Consider the following 21,874-nt stretch of genomic DNA (forward strand, 5'->3'; position numbering starts at 1 on the left):
TTGTTCGGACGCTGGTAACCTGACTCTCCGGCTTCGGCACTTACGACTTGCGCGCCGAGCCTCAGCCGAACTGCCCCACCCGGTTCACCGGTCCGTAGTCGCGGCTGTCTTCCCGCAGAGAATCCTGGCGGTTCGAGCGAGAGCTGTCCGCAGCCGACAGGTCGCGGACTTTGCGGGGATGCGGACGTGCGCGTTCAACGCCCGGCACCGTCCCTTCCCGGCCCATGCAGGACGTGGTGCGCCTTCCAGGTCGCCGAAGAGGAGGGGGAATGTCGTTGAGTGACGCCCATGAACCGATACCGGCCGCCAGACCGGTCATCGACGAGGACGAGATCGAGGCCGCGGTGCGCGTGCTGCGCAGCGGCAGAGTCGTACAGGGCCCCGAGGTGGCCGCCTTCGAGGAGGAGTTCTCGGAACTGGTCGACGGACGCCACTGCGTGGCCGTCAACTCCGGCACCTCCGCGCTGCACATGACGCTGCTCGCGCTCGGCATCGGTCCGGGCGACGAGGTGGTCGTGCCGTCGTTCTCGTTCGCCGCCTCCGCCAACGCCGTCCGACTCGTCGGAGCCGATGTCGTCTTCGCCGACATAGAGGCGGGCAGCTTCTGCCTGGATCCGCAAGCCGTGGCCGCGGCCGTCACACCGCGCACCGCCGCGATCATGCCGGTCCACCTGTACGGCCATCCGGCCGCCATGGACGAGATCATGGCCCTCGCCGAGCGGCACTCACTGGCCGTGGTGGAGGACGCCTGCCAGGCGCACGCGGCCGCGCTGAACGGGACGCCGGTCGGCGGCTTCGGCACCGCCGGAACGTTCAGCTTCTACCCGACCAAGAACATGCACAGCCTTGAGGGCGGCATGGTCACCACCGCCGACGCGGACCTCGCCCGCACCCTGCGCCTGCTGCGCAACCAGGGCATGGAGCAGCGCTACGCCAACGAGATCGTCGGCGCCAACGTGCGGATGACGGACGTCTCCGCCGCGATCGGCCGGGTCCAGTACGCCAAGCTCGCCGGCTGGACCGAGCAGCGCATCGCCAACGCCGCGTACCTGACGGAGCACATCACCGCGCCGAACGTGGTGACCCCGTCCGTCGCCGAGGGCGCCCGGCACGTCTACCACCAGTACACCGTGCGCGTCCGCGGCGACCGCGACGCCGCCATGGCCCGCCTCACCGAGGCCGGTATCGGCAACGCCGTGTACTACCCGACGCCGATCCACCGGCTGAAGCCGTACTGGGAACCGGACCAGAAGGCCGGCCGCACCTGGGACCTGCCCCAGACCGAACGCGCGGCCGCCGAGGTCGTCTCGCTGCCGGTCCACCCGTCCCTGTCGGCGAACGACCTGGAGCGCGTCGTGTCCGCCGTGAACGCGCTGGGGGAGGACCTGTGACCGCCGGAGCTCAGCTGCGGGCCGGACTCGTCGGACTCGGTTCCATGGGACGCCACCACGCCCGAGTCCTGGCCGGGTTGGAGGGCGTCGAGTTCGTCGGCGTCGTCGACCCCATGGGCGACAAGCACGGTGCCGCTCACGGCGCGCCCGTGCTGAACACCGTCCAGGAACTGATCGACCTCGGGGTCGACTACGCCGTCGTGGCCTGCCCCACTGCGCTGCACGAGGAAGTCGGGCTGGCGCTCGCCGAGGCAGGTGTCTGCGCGCTGGTCGAGAAGCCGGTTGCCGACACCGTGGAGGGCGCGCGGCGCATGGTCGAGGCGTTCGACTCGCGCGGCCTGGTCGCCGGTGTCGGTCACATCGAGCGGTGCAACCCCGCGCTGCGCTCGCTGCGGGCCCGCCTGGAGGCCGGCGAGCTCGGTGACGTCTACCAGGTCGTCACCCGTCGTCAGGGCCCCTTCCCGCACCGCATAGCCGATGTCGGTGTGGTCAAGGATCTGGCCACGCACGACATCGACCTGACCGGCTGGGTGACCGGACGCGAGTACGTCTCCATCGCCGCCCACACCGTCTCCAAGAGCGGCCGCGAGCACGAGGACATGGTCTCCGCGGTCGGCCGCCTCGACGACGGCACGATGGTCAACCACCTGGTCAACTGGCTGAGCCCGCTCAAGGAGCGGTTCACCTCGGTCACCGGCGAGCGCGGCTGCTTCATCGCTGACACCCTCACCGCGGACCTGACGTTCCACTCCAATGCCGCAGTGACGACGGAGTGGGAGGCGCTGCAGGCGTTCCGTGGCGTCGCTGAGGGCGACATGATCCGTTACGCCATCCCCAAGCGCGAGCCTCTCCTCGTCGAACACGAACTGTTCCGGGACGCCGTCCTGGGCAAGCCGGCCGACATCTGCACTCTCCGGCAGGGTATGCGGACGGTCGAGGTCGCGGCGGCGGTGCTCAAGTCGGCCACGGACAACCGCAGTGTTTCGCTTCAGTCGGAGGGCTTGGTCATCCATGGGGTCTGACAATCGAGCATCGGGGGGTGGGTCCGTGCGCGGCCGGATCGTGATGCTCGTCGACAACGGGGTCAACGGCGACTCACGGGTGCAGAAAGAGGCCCGCTCGGCCGCCGAGGCCGGCTGGGACGTCGTCCTGCTCGGCAAGGGGAAGGGCAAGAAGGAGCAGACTTGGCAGATCGGTGATGCCCAGGTGCGTCTCATCCATGTGCCCGGCCCGTTGTCCCGCCGCCGTCACGAGTACCGGCGTGCCGTAGTGCGTTCCCCGTTGGCCTACAAGCCCGGACCGCTGGGCGCCTATCGGCGGCAGAAAGTGAAGGCTTGGCGGGCCGACCTCAATGTACGGCTGATCTTGGCCCGGCAGGAGGGCTCGGTGCTCGGCCGACTGCGGCTGTTGGTGCCCCGGCTCGTCTCCCGGCTGCTGGACCCCTGGGTCACCCTGCGCCACCGCAAGACCCAGGCGCTGGAGAAGCGGCGCAAGGAGATGGACTCGGTCCTGGACAGATTCACCACCTCTTTCTGGCAGAAAACCATGGGCGACCGCGCCTGGCGCCGACTGGAGCCGAGCTTGTGGGACTACGAGCTGGCGTACGGCAAGGTCATCGACGAACTAAAACCCGACCTCATCCACGCTAACGACTTCCGCATGCTGGGTGTCGGCGCCCGCGCCACGCTGCGCGCCCGTGCCCAGGGCAGGAGGGTCAAGCTGGTCTGGGACGCTCATGAGTTCCTGCCGGGCATCAAGCCGTGGAATTCGCATCCGCGCTGGCACGTCGCCCAGTGCGCGCACGAGCGGGAGTACGCGCGGCACGCGGACGCCGTGACGACCGTGTCGGACACCCTGGCCGGGATGCTGCAGGAGCGGCACGGCCTCAAGGAACGTCCCACCGTGGTGCTCAACGCCCCGGACGCGGAGATCTCGCCCGAACAGGCCGCCGAGCCCGTCCCGGACCTGCGCGAGCTGTGCGGCATTGGGCGTGATGTTCAGCTCACCGTCTACAGCGGCGCCGCCGCCCCGCAGCGCGGCCTCGACATCATGGTCGAGTCTCTGCCGCTGCTTCCCGAGTCGCACACTGCGTTCGTCGTGCTCAACACCGAGTCCGAGTACATGCAGAGCCTGCGGGCACGCGCGGAGGAACTCGGGGTCGGGGACCGGGTGCACATCCTGCCGTACGTGCCGCACTACCAGGTGGTGCCCTTCCTGTCGGCAGCGGACATCGGCGTCATCCCGATCCACCACTGGCCGAACCACGAGATCGCGCTCATCACCAAGTTCTTTGAGTACTCTCACGCCCGACTGCCCCTGGTAGTGAGTGACGTGAAGACGATGGGCTCGATGGTCGAACAGACCGGCCAGGGCGAGGTGTTCAAGGCCGAGGACCTGGAGGACTACGTGCGGGCGGTGAAGTCGGTGCTGGGCGACGGGGAGCGGTACCGCAGCGTGTACGACAAGCCGGGGCTCCTCGACCAGTGGACCTGGGAGGCACAGGCGGAGCGGCTGGACGAGGTGTACACGGGGCTGCTGTCCGGTGACGGCGCCCGCCTGGAGGCCGACCCGAGAGCCAGAAGGGCGCGGGCATGAAGGGCACACCCGCCGTCAGCGTCGTCGTCGCGGTGTACAACACCATGCCCTATCTGACGGAGTGCCTGAACTCCCTGATCGGGCAGAGCATCGGCTTGGACCAACTGGAGATCATCGCCGTCGACGACGGTTCCACCGACGGCAGCAGCCGGGAACTCGACCGCTTCGCCGAGCGGTACCCGCACACCGTCAAGGTGATCCACCAGGCGAACTCCGGTGGCCCGGCCGGCCCCAGCAACCGGGCGCTGGAGGTGGCCACCGGACGGTACGTCTACTTCATCGGCTCCGACGACCACCTTGGTCCGGAGGCGCTGGAGCGCATGGTGGCCTGCGCCGACGAGCACGGCTCGGACGTCGTCGTCGGCAAGATGGCCGGCACCAACGGCCGATACGTCCACCAGGCGCTCTACAAGGAGAGCGACCCGGACGTCAGCCTCTACGACTCCGCGCTGCCGTTCACCCTCGCCAACACCAAGCTGTTCCGCCGCGAACTGGTCGAGCGGCACAAGCTGCGTTTCCCCGAGCACCTGCCCGTGGGAAGCGATCAGCCGTTCACCATCGAGGCCTGCGTGCGCGCGCGGAAGATCTCGGTGGTGGCTGACTACACCTGCTACTACGCGGTGAAGCGGGGCGACGCCAGCAACATCACCTACCGCGCCGACCACCTGGCGCGGCTGCGCTGCACCGCGGAGATCATGGACTTCACGGCCGGGCTCATCGAGCCGGGTCCCCAGCGCGACGCCGTCCTGCGCCGCCACTTCACCTGGGAGCTTGCCAAGCTGGTCCAGGACGACTTCCCCACCCTGGACCGCGCGCTGCAGCGCGACATCTGCACGGGCATCGCGCGGCTCGCCGACACCTACTTCACCGACGGCATCCGCGACGCCATGGACGTCAAGCGCCGGGTGCGCATCTGCCTGGCCCGGGCCGGCGCCATCGACGCCCTGTGTGAGACGACCACCTCGGAGAAGAAGAACGGCGCCCCGCCGTTCGTCGTCGAGGGCGAGCGTGCCTACGCCCGCTACCCGGGCTTCCGCGACCCGCTGATCGGACTGCCCGACCGCTGCTACGAGCTCGTGGGGGAAGCAGTCACGGGTCGGCTCGCCAGGGGCACCGAATTGCTCGCCTCCGGATGGGAGCAGGAAGCCGACGCCATTTTCTACACGGCCTCCGTACGGGTGCCCGTGCTGGGCGATCTCGACAGTGCCGCCCTGCGGCTCGTGCACGGCGCCATGCCCAAGTCGGCGGACAAGGCCGGGGCGAGGAAACTCCCGGCCGGACACACCTTGCCCGCGCCGACGGGCCGCATCACGGCCGAGCCCGCGGAGAACGGCGTCGCCACCGTGCTGCACGCCCGCGTCCCGCTGGAGCGGCGTCAGGTCAAACTGGGCGTCCGTGTCCATCTGGATGTCGCCGGTGCGACGTACGAAATCCCCGTGCGCGGCGAGGACAAGCCCATGCCGCTGGCCCGCCGGTGGGGCGCCCCCGGAGACCCGTACCGGGCGTCGGCCCTGGTGAACGACAAGGGACGCGTGGTGATCGCGACGGCCCGGATGTCCCCGCCGAAGAAAACGCTCGCCTCCCGGGTGAAGACGGTCCTCGCCCGTGGCGTCAAGAGGAAGTAGTAACGACCGCCCATGAACATCTGTGTAGTTGCGCTCGGCAAGATCGGCCTCCCGCTCGCCGTGCAGTTCGCATCCAAGGGCCACCGGGTCATCGGCGCCGACATCAACGAGAACGTCGTCGGGTTGGTCAACGCCGGCACCGAGCCGTTCCCCGGTGAACACGACCTCGACGTCAAGCTCAAGCAGGCCGTCGATGCCGGGCTGCTCAGCGCGACGACGGACACCGCGGCCGCGGTCGCCGAGGCCGACGCCGTCGTCGTGGTCGTCCCGCTGTTCGTGGACGCCGAGGGCGTACCGGACTTCGGCTGGATGGACGCCGCCACGCGGGCGATCGCGCAGGGCCTCAAGCCGGGCACCCTCGTCTCGTACGAGACCACGCTGCCGGTCGGCACCACCCGCACCCGCTGGGCGCCGATGCTGGCCGAGGGCTCGGGCTTGACCCCGGGCGAGGACTTCCACCTGGTGTTCTCCCCGGAGAGGGTCCTCACGGGCCGCGTCTTCGCCGACCTGCGCCGCTACCCGAAGCTGGTCGGCGGCGTCGACGAGGCGTCGACTGCCCGCGGTGTGGAGTTCTACGAGCAGGTCCTCGACTTCGACGAGCGTGACGACCTGCCGCGGCCGAACGGCGTGTGGGACCTGGGCACCGCCGAGGCGTCGGAGCTGGCCAAGCTCGCCGAGACGACCTACCGGGACGTCAACATCGGTCTGGCCAACCAGTTCGCGCGCTTTGCCGACCAGAACGACATCGACGTCAAGAAGGTCATCGAGGCCTGCAACTCGCAGCCGTACAGCCACATCCACCAGCCGGGCATCGCCGTCGGCGGCCACTGCATCCCGATCTACCCGCGGATGTACCTGTGGAACGACCCGGCCGCGACCGTCGTGCGCTCCGCCCGCGAGGCGAACGCCGCGATGCCCGAGTACGCGGTCGACCTGCTGGCCGCCGCCTACGGCGACCTGACCGGGGTGAACGTCCTGGTGCTGGGCGCGGCCTACCGAGGCGGCGTGAAGGAGACCGCGTTCTCCGGTGTCTTCCCGACCGTGGAGGCGCTCAAGGCGCGCGGCGCCGTCCCCTACGTCTCGGACCCGATGTACACCGCCGAGGAACTGTCCGCGCTGGGCCTCACGCCGCACCTCGGCGAGAAGGTCACCGCAGCGATCCTGCAGGCCGACCACTCCGAGTACCGCGAACTGACCCCCGCCGACCTCCCCGACGTCACCGTCCTGGTCGACGGACGTCGTACGACAGACCCGGAGGCCTGGAAGGGCGTTCGACGGGTCGTCATCGGCGGCTGACCCGGCGGTCGTCGTACAGATCCGGCCCCGGCCGCCCGGTCGGGGCCACCCCACCGCTCAGGACCCCGTACGTTGCCCGTCGCTTCCCCCGCCACCTCCGCTCCGGCCGTGGCGCGAACCACCGTCCGCCTGCAACGCAGCCAGGCTGCCCTGCCCCTGCTGGCCTGTGTCCTGTACGCCGTGCTCCAGATCGTGCCGGGGCCGCAGTGGACGCTCTTCCCCGACTCATACCGTTACGCACGCGCGGCCGAACAGTACCTCGGCGCCTCACGCGAGGAAGCACACCGAACGGCGCTCGCGGCCTTCTGCGCCAGCCGCGCCGACCGCGCGGCGCATGACGACCGGCTCCAGCCGCTCGTACGGAAGCCCGAGCGCGTGCTCAAGGCTGCGGCGGAGCGGGAGTGCCTCGACCGGTGGGCCGACGCCCGTGACATCACCACCGCCGACCCGCGCTACCAGGCCGTCTTCTCCAGCAGGCCCGGCTACCCCCTTCTCGCGGCCCCCTTCATCGGTGCCCTCGGCGTGCTGCGCGGAATGCGGCTGCTGGGATTGTTCACGGCCGCGGGGGCATCGCTGCTCGTTTATGGGCTGCTGCGCACCGCGGGGCTCGGCCGGCGGGCCGCCCTTGTCGGGCAGGTGACCTTCCTCGCCACCCCGCTCGGTTGGTGGAGCGCCCAAGCGCTGGGAGAGGGGCTGTTCACGGTCTGCACGCTGGGTGTGCTGTGGGGCGGTCTGCTGCTGCTGCTGCGCCGGACGGTGCTGGGAGTGGTGATCACGACCGTCTCGTACACGGCGGGGGCGGTGACCCGCTACTCGTCGGTCCTGGTGCTCGCGGCCTTCCTCGCCGCCGCGGTGGTCAGTGCTCTCTGCTTCTCACGCCGACTGCGCCACCGGGACACAGTTGTTCTCGCGGGTCTGTCCATCGTGGCCGTCGGCGGGGTCGCCGTCGTGATGCGGGCACTGGGCCTGCCGTCCACGCAGATCACCCTGCAGGACACCTTCACCCACCACTTCAGGACGCCCGAGGTCTCCGACCTTTGGCGACAGCTGCTGGGCCTCGCCTGGCGGTTCTGGCGGGACTGGACGGCGGAGCAGGCCGCTATGCCGTCTTTCATGCTGCTCACAGCTCTTGCGGCGTGGGGCCTTGCCACGTACGGTGACGGGCTTGGCTGGCTCGCTCTCGCGACGGCCCTCACAGGGACTGCGCTGGTCACCGCCCATCCACTCATCCAGGAGTCCGACCGGCTCGGAGTCCTGATGTGGATGCCCGTCGTTCTGGGTCTGCCTCTCATCGTCGACCGTCGCTGGACCTCGCGTCCAGTGCCAGGGCTGGAGTTGCCCTGTGCCGGTGCCACGGATTCCCGCTGAGCAGATGATCAGAGTCCCGCCCGCCTGGTGAGCGCAGCTCGGTCCAGTCCCCGGCCGTCCGGGGCTGTGCCGGGCCGGCTCGAGGACCGCGCCCACCGGGGTGCGGGCCTGGTCGCCGTAGGCCCACACGCCGCGGCGGCGCTTCACGGCCATCACGAACGGCACACCGGTGGCGTGCAACTCGCAGCGGACGTGGTCCCGGTTGCCATAGGCGTCGTCGGCCACCGCTGCCAGGAAGGGGAATCCGGCGGCTCGGGCGTGGTCGGGCCAGGTAGGCGGCGATCTTCTACTTGGTACGGGAGGCCGGGTCGCGCCTGCCCTGGGGGAAGTGGCGGGGCGGGGTGTACGGCACCGCGTGCAGCGGGCAGGAGAGGCGCTCGTCCGCCCACAGCGTGGTCACCGTGACCACCGCGTTGTCGGTCTCGCCGCATCGGGCCAGCCACTGCTGCCCGACGTTCGCAGTGGTGAGGCCCGTCCACGTGGTGGACAGACCCACGACGGCGCAGGTGGCCGCTGTGACGATGAGCAGCCGCTTGCCGGACGGGCGCCAGGTGAAGAACTCGCGATCGCGCGGCCTGACCAGGTGCACCGCTCCGAAGATCAGCGCCAACGCCGCCAGCAGCCCCGCCAATGTGCCGACGGCGCCAACCATCTGAGGTTCGTCGCAGGGCACCGCCCTCGGTATCACACTGCGGGCGGGGTACGCCTCGGCCGCCTTGTACTCCCGCTACTGGGTGCGATCGCTGGGCAGCCGGCTGGTGAAGACGAAATGGCAGGTCAGTGCGGCGGCCAGGGACACGACGATCAGCACCGCGCTCACCAGCAGGTTCCGGTCGCCCCTCGGCGGGGGCGGCCCTCGGCCGAGGCGGGGCTCGGCAGACGCGAGTGTGTGCCTGGCGGTGGCGGCGGGGCAGGCGGACCAGTGCAGGATGTGCCCGAGAGCTCAGCGAGTGCTGGAAAGGCAGTGACGCGAAGCATCGCGAGCAGTCCGCGAGGGCCGGTAGGGACGAGCGCGATGTCGGCGGCCGGGGTGGCGGTGGGGGCAGGTGACGGTCAGGCCCGCTCCGCAGGCCACGCGGCGCGGGTTGCCGCGCTCGAGGTGGCCTGCTCTCGCCACTCCTCCTGAAGCAGGACGAGTCCCCGGAGTGGCCATAGTCCCCGGGAACTCGTGACTGTGTATCGCAGTGGGCAGATGAGACGTGCGAAACCGCGAATGCCACTGCTGCTGATGCGGCCACCTGTGCTTACAACATGGCGGTCGCCGTCGGCGAGGATAAGACTCAGGCCGAGAAATGCGGTCAGTGGAGCCAAGGCCGCCCACGACGCAGACAACCCGGTGTTGATCGGGAGGCACGGCGCGGCAGCGCTGCCTGCCCAAGGCGATCGCCTGTTCGGACGACCGTCGCGGCGGATCAGCTCTCGCGCTCGGTCAGGACGCCGCCCTTCTCGACATACAGAGCGCCGGTCTGCGGGCACTCCCAGATGCCCGGCTCGTCCGCCCGCTCGACCAGCCGGACGCCGGCGCGACCGACCCAGCCGACCTGCCGAGCGGGCACGCCCACGACCAGGGCGAAGTCCGGTACATCCTTGGTGACGACGGCACCGGCCGCCACCATCGCCCAGCGGCCGATGCTCACCGGTGCCACGCACACCGAGCGTGCCCCGATCGACGCCCCGTCGGCGATCTTCACACCGACGGCCTCCCAGTCGCCGCCGCGCTTCTGCTTGCCCTCGGGGTCGACGGAGCGCGGGTTGTGGTCGTTGGTGAGGACCACGGCCGGGCCGATGAAGACGCCATCGCCGAGCTCGGCCGGCTCGTAGACGAGCGCGTAGTTCTGCAGCTTGCAGTCGTCGCCCATGCGTACGCCCGAGCCGACGTACGCGCCGCGGCCGATCACGCAGCCTTCGCCCAGGCGGGCGCCCTCACGGACCTGAGCGAGGTCCCACACGCTGCTTCCGGCGCCGATCTCGGCGCTCTCGTCGACCTGAGCGCTGGGCTGGACCCTGTAGTTCACTTGGCTGCCTTCCCCTGTTGGCTTCGGCGGTGAGCATACGGGGACGTCGTCGGCCCCATGTCGCGGGCGTGGGGTCGGCAGGCGGCGGGCTTCCCCGGCCGGGAGGGCGAAAGAGGGCCGATGAGAGTGGTCTGACCTGCGCAGTCCGCAGCAGTGGGGGGCCTCGCCAGGCCGCTGATCTGGGAGGACTCGGCGATGTCGGCGTAGGGTGTCGGCCCGGTTTGACCGGCCGGTGCGCGGCCCGTAACCTTGACCGTCGGCGTGTCGACTGAGCGCGCCGCATCCCCGTAAACCTAATTCCTCCCGGGCACGGGCCGTGGCCGGGAGAGGTCGTCCGCGCGTGTCGCAGGGCGACTGGCCTGCGGGGTGTCGTTTCTCGAGCGAGAGAGTGAGATCCGCGTGTACGCCATCGTGCGCAGCGGTGGTCGCCAGCACAAGGTTGCTGTCGGCGACATCGTTGAGGTTGACAAGATTTCCACTGCCAAGGTTGGCGACACGGTCGAGCTCTCGACCCTGCTCGTTGTCGACGGCGACGCTGTGACCAGCGACCCGTGGGTGCTGGCCGGCATCAAGGTCCAGGCCGAGGTCGTGGACCACCACAAGGGCCAGAAGATCGACATTCTGCGCTACAAGAACAAGACCGGCTACCGCCGCCGGCAGGGCCACCGCCAGCAGTACACGGCGATCAAGGTCACGTCGATCCCCGCGGCTGCGAAGTAAGGGACTGAGGAGACATGGCACACAAGAAGGGCGCATCGTCCACCCGGAACGGTCGCGACTCCAATGCCCAGCGGCTCGGCGTGAAGCGCTTCGGCGGTCAGGTCGTCAACGCGGGTGAGATCCTGGTCCGTCAGCGCGGCACCCACTTCCACCCGGGCGCCGGCGTCGGCCGTGGCGGCGACGACACGCTGTTCGCGCTGCAGGCCGGTGCGGTGGAGTTCGGCACCAGCCGTGGCCGCAAGGTCGTGAACATCGTTCCGGTCGCCTGATCGGAGACTTTCGCGAGGCGGACCTCACTTCCCCGGCGGGAAGGCGGGTCCGCCTTTCGCGTGTTACGCAGTCATCACATCCGTACGTTTCGCAGTGCTGGAGGCACCACCATGACCACCTTCGTGGACCGCGTCGAACTGCACGTCGCCGCGGGTAACGGAGGCCACGGCTGCGCCTCCGTGCATCGTGAGAAGTTCAAGCCGCTCGGCGGCCCGGACGGCGGCAACGGCGGGCGCGGCGGGGACGTGATCCTCACCGTCGACCAGTCCGTCACCACGCTGCTCGAGTACCACCACTCGCCGCACCGCAAGGCCACCAACGGCAAGCCCGGCGAGGGCGGCAACCGCAGCGGCAAGGACGGCCAGGACCTCGTCCTCGTCGTGCCGGACGGCACCGTCGTCCTCGACAAGGCCGGCAACGTCCTCGCCGACCTCGTCGGACACGGCACCTCGTACATCGCCGCACAGGGCGGCCGGGGCGGCCTCGGCAACGCGGCGCTGGCGTCCGCCCGGCGCAAGGCGCCCGGCTTCGCGCTGCTGGGCGTGCCGGGGGACGTGCAGGACATCGTCCTGGAGCTGAAGACCGTCGCCGACGTGGCACTGGTCGGGTACCCGAGCGCCGGCAAGTCCTCCCTCATCTCCGTCCTGTCCGCGGCCCGGCCGAAGATCGCGGACTATCCGTTCACCACCCTCGTGCCCAACCTGGGCGTGGTGACGGCCGGTTCGACCGTCTACACGGTCGCCGACGTGCCGGGCCTCATCCCCGGCGCCAGCCAGGGCAAGGGGCTGGGCCTGGAGTTCCTGCGCCATGTGGAGCGCTGCAGCGTGCTCGTGCACGTCCTGGACACGGCCACCCTGGAGTCCGACCGCGACCCGGTCTCCGACCTCGACGTCATCGAGGAGGAACTGCGGCAGTACGGCGGCCTCGGCAACCGTCCCCGCATCGTCGTGCTGAACAAGACCGACGTCCCCGACGGCAAGGACCTCGCCGAGATGGTCCGCCCCGACCTCCAGGCGCGCGGTTACCACGTCTTCGAGGTGTCGGCGGTCGCGCACATCGGGCTCAAGGAGCTGTCGTACGCGCTGGCCGACCTGGTCGCCAAGGCGCGCGCCGCCCGCCCGATGGAGGAGGCGACCCGTATCGTCATCCGGCCGAAGGCGGTCGACGACGCGGGCTTCACCGTCGTCCGCGAGGACGACGGCCTGTTCCGTGTGCGGGGCGAGAAGCCCGAGCGCTGGGTGCGGCAGACCGACTTCAACAACGACGAGGCCGTCGGTTACCTCGCCGACCGCCTCAACCGCCTCGGTGTCGAGGAGCAGTTGATGAAGGCCGGCGCCCGGGCCGGTGACGGCGTCGCCATCGGACCCGAGGAGAACGCGGTCGTCTTCGACTGGGAGCCGTCGGTCATGGCGGGTGCGGAGATGCTGGGGCGGCGTGGCGAGGACCACCGCCTCGACCAGGCCCGCCCGGCCGCCCAGCGCCGCCGCGACCGGCAGAGCGAACGGGACGAGGCGCAGCGCGAGTACGACGGCTTCGAACCGTTCTAGGGCATCGGCGCCACAACCGCCCGGCCCTGTGCCGCCCCTCCACACCCCCGGCCGGGGGGTGTGGAGATACTCACAGCCCTCTCCGCAGTGGTTTGCCCGGTCTGCCGGCACTGTCAATCGCCGGTCGTGCGAGGTGAATGACAGGTTGCGCTCTGGTTTGCACTGGGAGGCACCCACCTTGCACAGCGGTAACCCCAAGTGGGAGCATTTCGGCAACCCCTGTCGCCCCGAGGTAGGTCACCTGTGTCCGAGCACATAGCCAAGCCCCGTACCACCGCAGTGATCTTGGCCGGTGGTACCGGTCAGCGGGTGGGTCTGTCGATCCCCAAGCAACTACTGAAGATCGCCGGCAAGGCAGTCATCGAACACACCCTGACCACTTTCGACCAGGCCGACTCCATCGACGACATCATCGTGCTGATGGCACCGGGCTATGTGCCGGACGTCGAGAAGATCGTTGCCAAGGCCGGGTTCAGCAAGGTGTCCCGCGTCATCGAGGGCGGCGCCACGCGGAACGAGACTACCGAGCGTGCCATCGCCGCCCTGCGCGAGGGCCTGGCCGAGGGCGAGGACCTCAACGTCCTGTTCCACGACGCCGTGCGCCCCCTGCTCTCGCAGCGCGTCATCGACGACTGCGTGGCCGCGCTGGAGCGCTACGAGGCCGTCGACGTCGCCATCCCGTCCGCGGACACCATCATCGTGACCCGCACCCACGGCCAGGACGGCGAGTTCATCACCGAGATCCCGGACCGCTCCCGGCTGCGCCGCGGCCAGACCCCGCAGGCCTTCAAGCTGTCCACTATCCGCCGCGCCTACGACGTCGCCTCCGGCGACCCCAACTTCCAGGCCACCGACGACTGCTCGGTCGTACTCAAGTACCTGCCGGACGTGCCGATCCACGTCGTCGCGGGCGACGAGTACAACATGAAGGTGACGCAGCCGGTCGACGTCTTCATCGCCGACAAGCTCTTCCAGCTCGCCTCCACCGCCGCCCCCGAGCAGAACGGCGAGGAGGCCTACCGGGACCTGCTCACCGGCAAGACCGTGGTCATCTTCGGCGGCTCCTACGGCATCGGCAAGGACATCGCGGAGCTCGCCGGCTCCTACGGCGCGAACGTCTACGCGCTCGGCCGCTCCACCACCGGCACCCATGTGGAGAACCCGGAGGAGGTCGACGACGCGCTGTCCAAGGCGTACGCCGAGACCGGGCGCATCGACTACGTCGTCAACACCGCGGGCGTGCTGCGCATCGGCAAGCTCGCCGAGACCGACAACTCCACCATCGAGGAGGCGCTGAAGGTCAACTACCTGGCCCCGGTGCAGATCGCGCGCTCCTCCTACAAGTACCTGGCGGAGACGCAGGGCCAGCTCCTCCTGTACACCTCCAGCAGCTACACCCGCGGCCGCGCCGAGTACAGCCTGTACTCCTCCACCAAGGCCGCCATGGTGAACCTCACCCAGGCGCTGTCCGACGAGTGGGCCGGCGACAGCATCCGGGTGAACTGCATCAACCCCGAGCGCACGGCCACGCCGATGCGCACCAAGGCCTTCGGCCAGGAGCCGGCCGGCACGCTGCTGTCCTCCGAGGCCGTGGCCCGCACCTCGCTCGACGTGCTGCTGTCGGAGCTGACCGGACACGTCATCGACGTCCGCCAGCAGGACCCGACGGCGGGCGCGGCCAAGGCCTCCGGATTCGAGCAGGCGCTGGCCACCGTCCTTGACCGCGAGGACGGCGTGGCATAATCGGCCAGCAAACAGACATGCGACATTCAGGCCTCTGTGGCTGCCTCTTCGCCGGCATTCATAGGGGCCTGAGTCCGTAAGCTCCCACACGTTGCGCAAAGTACACAATTCGCACAGCGCGCTTCAAGGCTTTATTCCGGTGTATGCGACGGGTTTGCAGATTCCTCCGCCGGCTCAAGGCCTACAGTGACAAAACCGGCACCCCTCCCAGAGCAGGTTTCCTTCGTGATATCCACCGCTATACGCGTCGCCCGGGTGGGCAGCGCGGCCGAACTGGCCGCAGCGGCCCTCATGATGCTGGGCTACCCCTGCCTCATGGTGGCCGCACTCCTCCCGAGTGTGTACGCCTTCGCGGCCGTGGCCGCCGTGACGTACCTGGCGGATCACTATCTGCACCGCAGGGACAGCTATCTGATCAGTCGGCTGAGTAAGATCCGGGCCGGTCTGTCCACCCGCTTTCTGGTCCGGCAGCTGCTCCTGATCCTGTTGATTTCCCGACTCGACCTCGACGACAATCTGCTCTTCTACATCACCACCGCCTGCTTCGTCGTCCTCTACGGCCTCCAGGCCCCCCATGGCGTGCTGACCACCCTGATCGGCAACCGCCGCCGGTTGCCCGTCGCCACCCGAAATGTCGACCTGGCCTCCCGCGTCCGCATCCCGGACGCGCCACCGCGCCGCCTGCTGAACCGGTCCGCGGAGAAGATGCTCCACCTCGACATCCCAGCGGTCGCGGGCATCCTGATTGCTGGGGCCGAGCGGGATCCCCTGCTCGCCTACGTCGGCGTCGCCATCAGTTTTCTCCTCGCCGTCCTCTACGGCCTGGCGCTGCTGCCGTACCTGCGCGGTCGGCAGACGCCGCCGAAGGCGGAGAAGGTCCTTGCCGCGCTGGACGGCTGGCTGCGCGAGTACCGGCCCGAGACGGTGCTGTACTTCTCCGGTTCCAAGGACTCCGCGTACCAGCTCAACATGTGGCTGGAGACGATGGAGCAGCTGGACACCCGTCCGCTGATCGTTCTGCGCGAGCGGGTCATCCTGGAAAGGTTGGCGCCCACGACGGTACCGGTCGTCTGCGTGCCCGGAGGGGTGCACCTGATGAACATGGACCTGTCCACGGTGCGCGTCGCGCTGTACGCGGCGAACGTCGGCAAGAACATCCACATGCTGCGCGTCCCCACCATGAAGCACGTTTTCATCGGCCACGGCGACAGCGACAAGCTTGCCAGCGTCAACCCGTACAGCAAGGTGTACGACGAGGTGTGGACCGCCGGCCGCGCGGGCCGAGACCGCTATGCCATGGCCGACGTCGGCATCCGCGACGAGGACATCGTGGAGGTCGGCCGCCCGCAGCTGGCGCCGATCCAGAGCTGGCAGGGCGTGCCCGCGGGGCGCATCCCCACTGTGCTGTACGCGCCCACCTGGGAGGGCTGGGACGACAACCCGGGGAACACGTCCGTTCTGCTCGCGGGTGAGAACATCGTGAAGGGGCTGGTCAAGGCCGACCCGCCGATCCGTGTTCTGTACAAGCCGCACCCCTTCACCGGCACCCGCAGCGCGCAGGCCAAGTCCGCGCACCGCAGGATCACCGCCCTGATCGAAAAGGCCGCCGCCGCACGCGCCGCCGACTCGCGCTTCACCGCCGCCACCGCCGCCCAGGCCGGCGACCGGGCCGAGGCCAAGGCCGAGCTGGTCCGGATCGAGGCTCGGCTGGCCGCGCTGACGGGACCGGTCGGAAACAGGGGCGACGAGGCCGAGACCACGCGGGACAGCCTGGTCGACCTGGCCCGGCATGAGGAGGTCGCCCGGCTGCGCGCCGAGTGGAACGCGGCGTACTGGCGCTTCGTGGGGTCCTGGCAGCACCAGGTCATCACCGGCGCCGAGCCGCGCCTGTACGACTGCTTCAACGTCTCCGACGCGATGGTCTCCGACATCTCCAGCGTGGTCTCCGACTTCATTGCCAGCGGCAAGCCGTACGCGGTCACGGACTCCGCGGAGCTGGGGGTGGAGGAGTTCAAGCGGAACAACACCGCTGTGCGCGCCGCCGTGATCCTGTCCAACAGCGCCGCCGAACTCGGTGAACTGCTCGCCGCGGTGCACGATCCCGCGGCGGATCCGCTGAGGGAGGACCGCAGGACGCTGCGGCGCTACCTGCTCGGTCCGGACGAGCCGAAGTCCATCGACCAGTTCAACAGCGCGGTGGCGGACCTCTCCGCCAAGGCCGAGGCCCGCAACGTCGGCCAGGCCGCACGCGCGGCGACGGAGAGCGCGAAGCCGGCGAAGCTGGTGAACGCGGTGCCCGAGCAGCGGACGGCTCCGCACGACGAGACCGCGGGTGACACGGGCGGCGTGACGACGGGCTGACCCGGCCACTGGACGCGACGGGCCCGGTACCGGAGAGGTGACTCCCCGGTACCGGGCCATTGCCGTCTCCTTCCGCTGCCTCCCACTCGCGCCGCCGTCGATCCTCTGTGTGCCTGTTGTGTGACCCCCACCACAACCCTCCTGTTCCAAGGCAACCGGCTGCCCGTGCGAGCAGTCTTAGGGACAGTGACGGGTACGGATCATTTCCGTTGACCTGTGGGGAAGTTGTGGCAAAGGGAAAGTGGGACAGTGGCGCAGCCTGACGTCAGCGTGGTCATCGGGGCTTACGAGGCGATGCCCTACCTGGTGGAGTGCCTGGCCAGCGTCGAGGCCCAGACGCTGGACCCGGCCCGCATCGAGGTGATCGCGGTCGACGACGGCTCGGGGGACGGCACGGGGGCGTACCTGGAGGAGTTCGCCGCCCGCGCCCGCATGAGCGTCACGGTCCTCCACCAGGCGAATTCCGGCGGCCCCAGCGGTCCGCGCAATGTCGGTCTCGGCAAGGCCACCGGACGCTACGTCTTCTTCCTCGACGCCGACGACCGGCTCGGGCCGGAGGCCCTGGAGCGCATGGTCGCCATGGCCGACGAGAACGGCACGGACGTGGTGCTCGGCAAGGTCGAGGGCGTCAACCGCGCCGCACCCAGGTCGATGTGGGGCAGGACGCTCAAGCGCACGGACGTCTTCTCCTCGAACATCAAGTTCACGCTCAGTGCCCAGAAGCTGTTCCGCCGCGCACTGCTGGAGCGGCACGGGATGCGGTTCGACGAGTCGTTGTTCACCGGCGAGGACGCGCTGTTCACCATGGAGGCCTATCTGCGGGCCGACGGCGTCTCGGTGGTCACCGACTGCACCTGCTACTACCTGGTGGGCCGCACCGACGGCAAGCACGTGACCAAGCAAGGCAGTTACACGCTGCGTTTCGACTCCGCGCGCGCCCTGATGAACCTGATCGCCGATTTGGTGCCCGAGGGTTCCAAGCGGGACACGCTCATGGTCCGGCCCTTCCTGATCACGCTGCTGCCCCAGTTCGGACCGAGGTTCCTGAAAGACAGCGAGGAGGTGCGGCGGCACAAGCTGGAGCTGGCCAAGCCGTTGATGGACGCCCACTGGAACGAGAGCGTCGCCTACCGTCTGAGGGTTCATGAGCGGCTGCGGCTGTACCTGGTGGCCCAGCAGCGGCCCGATCTCCTCGATGAGGTACTGGAGTTCGCCCGCGCCAAGCGTCAGCCCGCCGCCGTCCTGGAGAAGCGGGGCACCCGGCTCTACCTGAGCCACCCCCATTTCCGCTCGAAGAAGGCGGGTATCCCCGACTGGGTGTACCTCGCCGAACCCCGCGAGGCCCGCCACTTCCCGGGCTGGCGCGAAACCCCGCGTTCCTCCCTCGTGCGCCGGGCCGCCCGCAGGCTCCGCCGCGTGCTCTCCTCCAGCAGAACCGAGGCAGCCGTCTGAATCCCCGCCCAGGGCACCCTGGGCGGGGATTCAGACGGCTGCTGTCCGGAGCCGGCCCCACGGCCGCCTGCCGGTCTGTCGGAGGCTACTTGCGACCGGGCTTGAGCGCGCGGCGGAGGGGCCGGCCCACGGCGCGTCGGGCCCGGCGGTACACCGAGGTAGGCGGCGGCGCCGGTGCGGGCACCTTGGTGGCGCGGGCCAGTTCCTTACGCAACTTGGCGTTGTCCTCCGAGAGTTCGGTGACCTGGGTCTGCAGCCAGCCGAAACGAGAGGTGAGCGAGGCGAGGTCCGCGTCGTTCCAGGGACGGATGCCGGGCGGGAAGGACAGCGAGCCCATACGAGCGTCGAAGGCCGCGCCGCTGTCGCCGTGCGTGAACGTGTTCTCCAGGCCGTTCTTGTCCAGGAACGCCGTGAACCGCTCGAACCGCTCCCGGTGTCCCTTGGTCAGCGCGGTGAAGTCGGCCTCCTCGTACAGCTGGGCCGGGTCCAGGCCGTCCTCGGGCAGTTGGTCGAGCCGGTGGTGCGGGATCTCGAAGTAGCGGCACAACTCCAGGGTCCGAGAGTCACCGCACAGGACGGTCGCGGGCGTGCCGGCCAGCAGGGCCGCGATGTTGCCGTGGATGCGGGAGCCGAAGGAGAAGTCGAACTCACGCAGGTCGTTGATCCAGGTGATCGGGTCGACGTAGACCCGGACCTTGCCCTCCTGGTACATCGGGTGGTCCGGATGGGTGGGCATCTGTGTGATCCGGCCCGCCGAGGAGTCCAGGTCCCGCCAGTGCAACTGCCGTGCGTCGGTGAGGTTCTGGCCGATGTAACGCAGGTGGGGGTAGCGCGCGTGGGTACGGGTGATGACCTTGTGCAGGCCGCCGCTGCGAACCGCGCTGTGCGAGCCGTTGATCGCGATGCGTGAGCCGGCGGTCAGCGCCGTCACCCGCTTCTCCACGGGGAGTTCCTGGCCGTACATGAACATCGAGGGGCAGCCGATCACCTCGACGTCCCGGAAGCCCAGGTCCTTGAGGTACTGCCCGGTGAACTCGCCCCGCACGCCGATGGACGCGCTGCGGTCGAGGACCGCGGAGACGAATCCCCGCACGCTGGATTCCATCGGCTTCAGCCGTGACGAGTTGTAGTCCAGGCTGCTCTGCGCGCCCACTCCCAGTACCACGACCGGGATCTTCAGCTTGTTGATGAGCTTCGTCAGGCGCTTCAGCGAAGTCTCGAAGGAGGGCCGGAACGCGTTGGCGAGCGGCACGACGAAGACGTCGTACTCCTCGTTGATGCGGTCCGCGGCCGACACGACGGTCCGCATGCCGTTCGAGACGACCTCGGTGTCCGGTGTCTCGAGGATCTTGTGGGCGGCATCGCTGAAGATCAGGTTGCCGGAGTTGGTGGCGATCACGTCGCGATGAAGGGCTTCCTCCACCGTGAAGACGTCGTAGGGGCTCTTCCCCGATCTGAGGAGTATGCGCTTCATGCGGCGGGGGTCAGGTTCCACACCGATCATCTTAAGTTTGTCAGCTCTTTAAATTCCATACGGAACTGGGACATCCTTTTTGCCGTACGGGAACCGTGAAGGATTCGTTACCAGACGCCTACGTGATACCTGTCCGCGTGGCGGACCGATGCGCGGCCCACGCCCCTGTTCGCGTAGATTCGGGCGGGCAGCCCGACCTATGCGAGAGGACAGACGGCAAGGTGACAGGGGCAAGGCAGGCCGTGCGCGAGGCCCGCAGGATCGTCGTCAAGGTGGGTTCCTCGTCGCTGACCACCGCGTCGGGCGGACTGGACGCCGACCGTGTGGACGCGCTCGTGGACGTGCTCGGCAAGAGCCTCAAGGACGGCGCCGCCCGAGGGGGCCCGGCCGAGGGCGGCGGGGGACGGGCGGGCGGGGGACGCAAGGAGATCGTCCTCGTCTCCTCCGGCGCCATCGCCGCCGGCCTCGCCCCGCTGGGCCTGCGCCGCCGCCCCCGCGACCTCGCCCGCCAGCAGGCCGCGGCCAGCGTCGGCCAGGGCCTGCTCGTGGCCCGCTACACCGCCTCCTTCGCCCGCTACGGCATCCGCGTCGGCCAGGTCCTGCTGACCGGCGACGACACCAGCCGCCGCGCCCACCACCGCAATGCCTCCCGCACCCTGGACAAGCTCCTCGCGATGGGTGCCCTGCCGGTGGTCAACGAGAACGACACCGTCGCCACCGACGAGATCCGCTTCGGCGACAACGACCGGCTCGCCGCGCTCGTCGCCCACCTGGTCCGCGCCGACCTGCTGGTGCTGCTGTCCGACGTGGACGGCCTCTACGACGGCGATCCCAGCAGGCCGGGCACGTCCCGGCTGGCGGAGGTGCGCGGCCCGGCCGACCTGGCGGGCATCGAGATCGGCAGCGCGGGCAAGGCCGGCGTCGGCACCGGCGGCATGGTGACCAAGGTGGAGGCGGCCCGGATCGCGGCCGCCGCCGGCATCCCCGTGGTGCTGACCAGCGCCGTCCACGCCGCCGACGCCCTGTCCGGCGGCGACACCGGCACCTACTTCCACCCCACCGGGAAGCGCTCCGCCGACCGGCTGCTGTGGTTGCAGCACGCCTCGGCCCCGCAGGGCTCGCTCACCCTCGACGACGGCGCGGTCCGGGCTGTCGTCGAGGGCCGCAAGTCGCTGCTGCCCGCCGGGATCGCCGGCGTGGAGGGCGAGTTCACCGCCGGCGACCCGGTGGAGCTGCGCGACGGCGCCGGGCGCGCGGTGGCCCGCGGGCTCGTCAACTTCGACGCCAAGGAGATCCCCCGGCTGATCGGCCACTCCACCCGCGAACTCGCCCGCGAGCTGGGACCGGCGTACGAACGCGAGGTCGTACACAGGGACGACCTGGTGCTCCTGGAGCCGTAATGGGCCGAAACGTCCGGCCACCCGGATGCCGAAGGTGGGGGACGTTCCGTAAAACCGCCCCGCGGAGCCGTGCGGCCTGCTCCACTTTGAGGCAGGGACGCATTCCGCATGAGCGGGACCAGCGGTGGAGCGATGCCAGCGATGCGAGCGAGCGCTGCGTGAAGGAGGACATCGTGAGACGAGTGCGCCCTGGGGCGGCGGCGTCCCGCGGTGGCCTGACGAGCGTTGCGACCGGGGACGGCTACGCCGCGCCGCAGGACCTGCCCCGGCTGTGGCACGTCACGCTCAGCGTCTCCGGCGCCCAGGCCCCGCTGAAGGAGGTGCGGCGCGGCCTCGAACAGCTCGCCCACGACCACCCCTTCCTGCTGACCAGCCGGTACGCGGGAGACCACGCCGAGATCCGCTACTGGGAGGAGGCCCGCGACCTCCATGACGCGGCCGCCGTCGCCCTGCGGCTGTGGGGCGAGCACCGGCAGAGCGCCCAGCTGCCGCCCTGGGAGATCGTCGGACTCGAGGTCGTCGACCGCGAGACCTACCACCAGCGCCTCGCCGAGGGGTACGGGGCGCCGCCGGCGACACCGGTCGGGGTCCACCCCTTTTGACCCGTCTCGCGGTGT

At 69.6% G+C, this 21,874-nt stretch carries 17 protein-coding genes; 14 read left to right on the forward strand and 3 right to left on the reverse strand.

Annotation, left to right across the window (positions count from 1 at the left end):
* Positions 1–269 precede the first annotated feature (269 nt).
* The 6 genes from ACIP4X_RS20700 to ACIP4X_RS20725 all read left to right on the forward strand — a co-directional run bounded on the left by ACIP4X_RS20700 (position 270) and on the right by ACIP4X_RS20725 (position 8,275).
* Positions 270–1,391, forward strand: coding sequence for an aminotransferase class I/II-fold pyridoxal phosphate-dependent enzyme (locus tag ACIP4X_RS20700; RefSeq protein WP_391453033.1), 1,122 nt, complete (start codon positions 270–272; stop codon positions 1,389–1,391).
* Positions 1,388–2,413, forward strand: coding sequence for a Gfo/Idh/MocA family oxidoreductase (locus ACIP4X_RS20705; protein ID WP_391453035.1), 1,026 nt, complete (start codon positions 1,388–1,390; stop codon positions 2,411–2,413). Before ACIP4X_RS20700 ends, ACIP4X_RS20705 begins: the two co-directional genes overlap by 4 nt.
* Positions 2,414–2,438: 25 nt before the next feature.
* Positions 2,439–3,986: a glycosyltransferase gene (locus ACIP4X_RS20710; protein ID WP_391453037.1), complete on the forward strand. Its 1,548-nt coding sequence runs from the start codon at positions 2,439–2,441 to the stop codon at positions 3,984–3,986.
* Positions 3,983–5,611: a glycosyltransferase family 2 protein gene (locus ACIP4X_RS20715; protein ID WP_401349862.1), complete on the forward strand. Its 1,629-nt coding sequence runs from the start codon at positions 3,983–3,985 to the stop codon at positions 5,609–5,611. Before ACIP4X_RS20710 ends, ACIP4X_RS20715 begins: the two co-directional genes overlap by 4 nt.
* 12 nt (positions 5,612–5,623) lie before the next feature.
* A complete protein-coding gene (locus ACIP4X_RS20720) occupies positions 5,624–6,907 on the forward strand; it encodes a nucleotide sugar dehydrogenase (RefSeq protein ID WP_391453041.1) in 1,284 nt (427 codons plus the stop codon).
* Positions 6,908–7,015: 108 nt separating this feature from the next.
* The gene (locus ACIP4X_RS20725) at positions 7,016–8,275 is read left to right on the forward strand and encodes a hypothetical protein (protein ID WP_391453043.1); all 1,260 of its coding nucleotides are present in this window, start codon (positions 7,016–7,018) and stop codon (positions 8,273–8,275) included.
* A 286-nt stretch (positions 8,276–8,561) separates the two neighbouring features.
* On the opposite strand, the gene ACIP4X_RS20730 is transcribed toward ACIP4X_RS20725, so the two are convergent.
* The gene (locus tag ACIP4X_RS20730; RefSeq protein WP_391453045.1) at positions 8,562–8,927 is read right to left on the reverse strand and encodes a hypothetical protein; all 366 of its coding nucleotides are present in this window, start codon (positions 8,925–8,927) and stop codon (positions 8,562–8,564) included.
* A gap of 760 nt (positions 8,928–9,687) precedes the next feature.
* On the reverse strand, positions 9,688–10,290 hold the full coding sequence (locus ACIP4X_RS20735; RefSeq protein ID WP_391453047.1) for a DapH/DapD/GlmU-related protein: 603 nt from the start codon (positions 10,288–10,290) through the stop codon (positions 9,688–9,690).
* Positions 10,291–10,689: 399 nt separating this feature from the next.
* Here ACIP4X_RS20735 and rplU point away from each other — a divergent pair, with 399 nt between their 5' ends.
* The 6 genes from rplU (at position 10,690) to ACIP4X_RS20765 (ending at position 18,383) form a co-directional block, all read left to right on the forward strand.
* The gene (gene rplU / locus ACIP4X_RS20740) at positions 10,690–11,010 is read left to right on the forward strand and encodes a 50S ribosomal protein L21 (RefSeq protein WP_030749991.1); all 321 of its coding nucleotides are present in this window, start codon (positions 10,690–10,692) and stop codon (positions 11,008–11,010) included.
* A gap of 14 nt (positions 11,011–11,024) precedes the next feature.
* On the forward strand, positions 11,025–11,279 hold the full coding sequence (gene rpmA / locus ACIP4X_RS20745) for a 50S ribosomal protein L27 (RefSeq protein ID WP_030051735.1): 255 nt from the start codon (positions 11,025–11,027) through the stop codon (positions 11,277–11,279).
* Positions 11,280–11,390: 111 nt separating this feature from the next.
* Positions 11,391–12,827, forward strand: a complete 1,437-nt coding sequence (gene obgE / locus ACIP4X_RS20750; protein WP_391453050.1) for a GTPase ObgE — start codon at positions 11,391–11,393, stop codon at positions 12,825–12,827.
* A gap of 243 nt (positions 12,828–13,070) precedes the next feature.
* Positions 13,071–14,570: a D-ribitol-5-phosphate cytidylyltransferase gene (locus ACIP4X_RS20755; RefSeq protein WP_391453052.1), complete on the forward strand. Its 1,500-nt coding sequence runs from the start codon at positions 13,071–13,073 to the stop codon at positions 14,568–14,570.
* A 255-nt stretch (positions 14,571–14,825) separates the two neighbouring features.
* Positions 14,826–16,931: a hypothetical protein gene (locus tag ACIP4X_RS20760; protein WP_391453809.1), complete on the forward strand. Its 2,106-nt coding sequence runs from the start codon at positions 14,826–14,828 to the stop codon at positions 16,929–16,931.
* 249 nt (positions 16,932–17,180) lie between these two features.
* The gene (locus ACIP4X_RS20765) at positions 17,181–18,383 is read left to right on the forward strand and encodes a glycosyltransferase (protein WP_391453054.1); all 1,203 of its coding nucleotides are present in this window, start codon (positions 17,181–17,183) and stop codon (positions 18,381–18,383) included.
* 85 nt (positions 18,384–18,468) lie between these two features.
* On the opposite strand, the gene ACIP4X_RS20770 is transcribed toward ACIP4X_RS20765, so the two are convergent.
* Positions 18,469–19,857: a polysaccharide pyruvyl transferase family protein gene (locus tag ACIP4X_RS20770; RefSeq protein ID WP_391453056.1), complete on the reverse strand. Its 1,389-nt coding sequence runs from the start codon at positions 19,855–19,857 to the stop codon at positions 18,469–18,471.
* A 221-nt stretch (positions 19,858–20,078) separates the two neighbouring features.
* On the opposite strand from ACIP4X_RS20770, the gene proB reads away from it, so the two are divergent.
* Together proB and ACIP4X_RS20780 are read left to right on the forward strand one after the other, a co-directional pair.
* A complete protein-coding gene (gene proB, locus ACIP4X_RS20775) occupies positions 20,079–21,257 on the forward strand; it encodes a glutamate 5-kinase (protein WP_358728639.1) in 1,179 nt (392 codons plus the stop codon).
* Between the two features lie 173 nt (positions 21,258–21,430).
* Positions 21,431–21,859, forward strand: coding sequence for a hypothetical protein (locus ACIP4X_RS20780; protein WP_358728641.1), 429 nt, complete (start codon positions 21,431–21,433; stop codon positions 21,857–21,859).
* Positions 21,860–21,874 lie beyond the last annotated feature (15 nt).

This window comes from Streptomyces sp. NPDC088817 (genome assembly GCF_044750345.1).
GTDB lineage: Bacteria > Actinomycetota > Actinomycetes > Streptomycetales > Streptomycetaceae > Streptomyces.

Bases quoted from the DNA above. Each gene is read 5' to 3' on its own strand.
- ACIP4X_RS20700 (WP_391453033.1), top strand. From the start codon at position 270: ATGTCGTTGAGTGACGCCCATGAACCGATACCGGCCGCCAGACCGGTC.
- ACIP4X_RS20715 (WP_401349862.1), top strand. From the start codon at position 3,983: ATGAAGGGCACACCCGCCGTCAGCGTCGTCGTCGCGGTGTACAACACC.
- ACIP4X_RS20720 (WP_391453041.1), top strand. From the start codon at position 5,624: ATGAACATCTGTGTAGTTGCGCTCGGCAAGATCGGCCTCCCGCTCGCC.
- ACIP4X_RS20730 (WP_391453045.1), bottom strand. From the start codon at position 8,927: ATGGTTGGCGCCGTCGGCACATTGGCGGGGCTGCTGGCGGCGTTGGCG.
- rpmA (WP_030051735.1), top strand. From the start codon at position 11,025: ATGGCACACAAGAAGGGCGCATCGTCCACCCGGAACGGTCGCGACTCC.
- obgE (WP_391453050.1), top strand. From the start codon at position 11,391: ATGACCACCTTCGTGGACCGCGTCGAACTGCACGTCGCCGCGGGTAAC.
- ACIP4X_RS20770 (WP_391453056.1), bottom strand. From the start codon at position 19,857: ATGAAGCGCATACTCCTCAGATCGGGGAAGAGCCCCTACGACGTCTTC.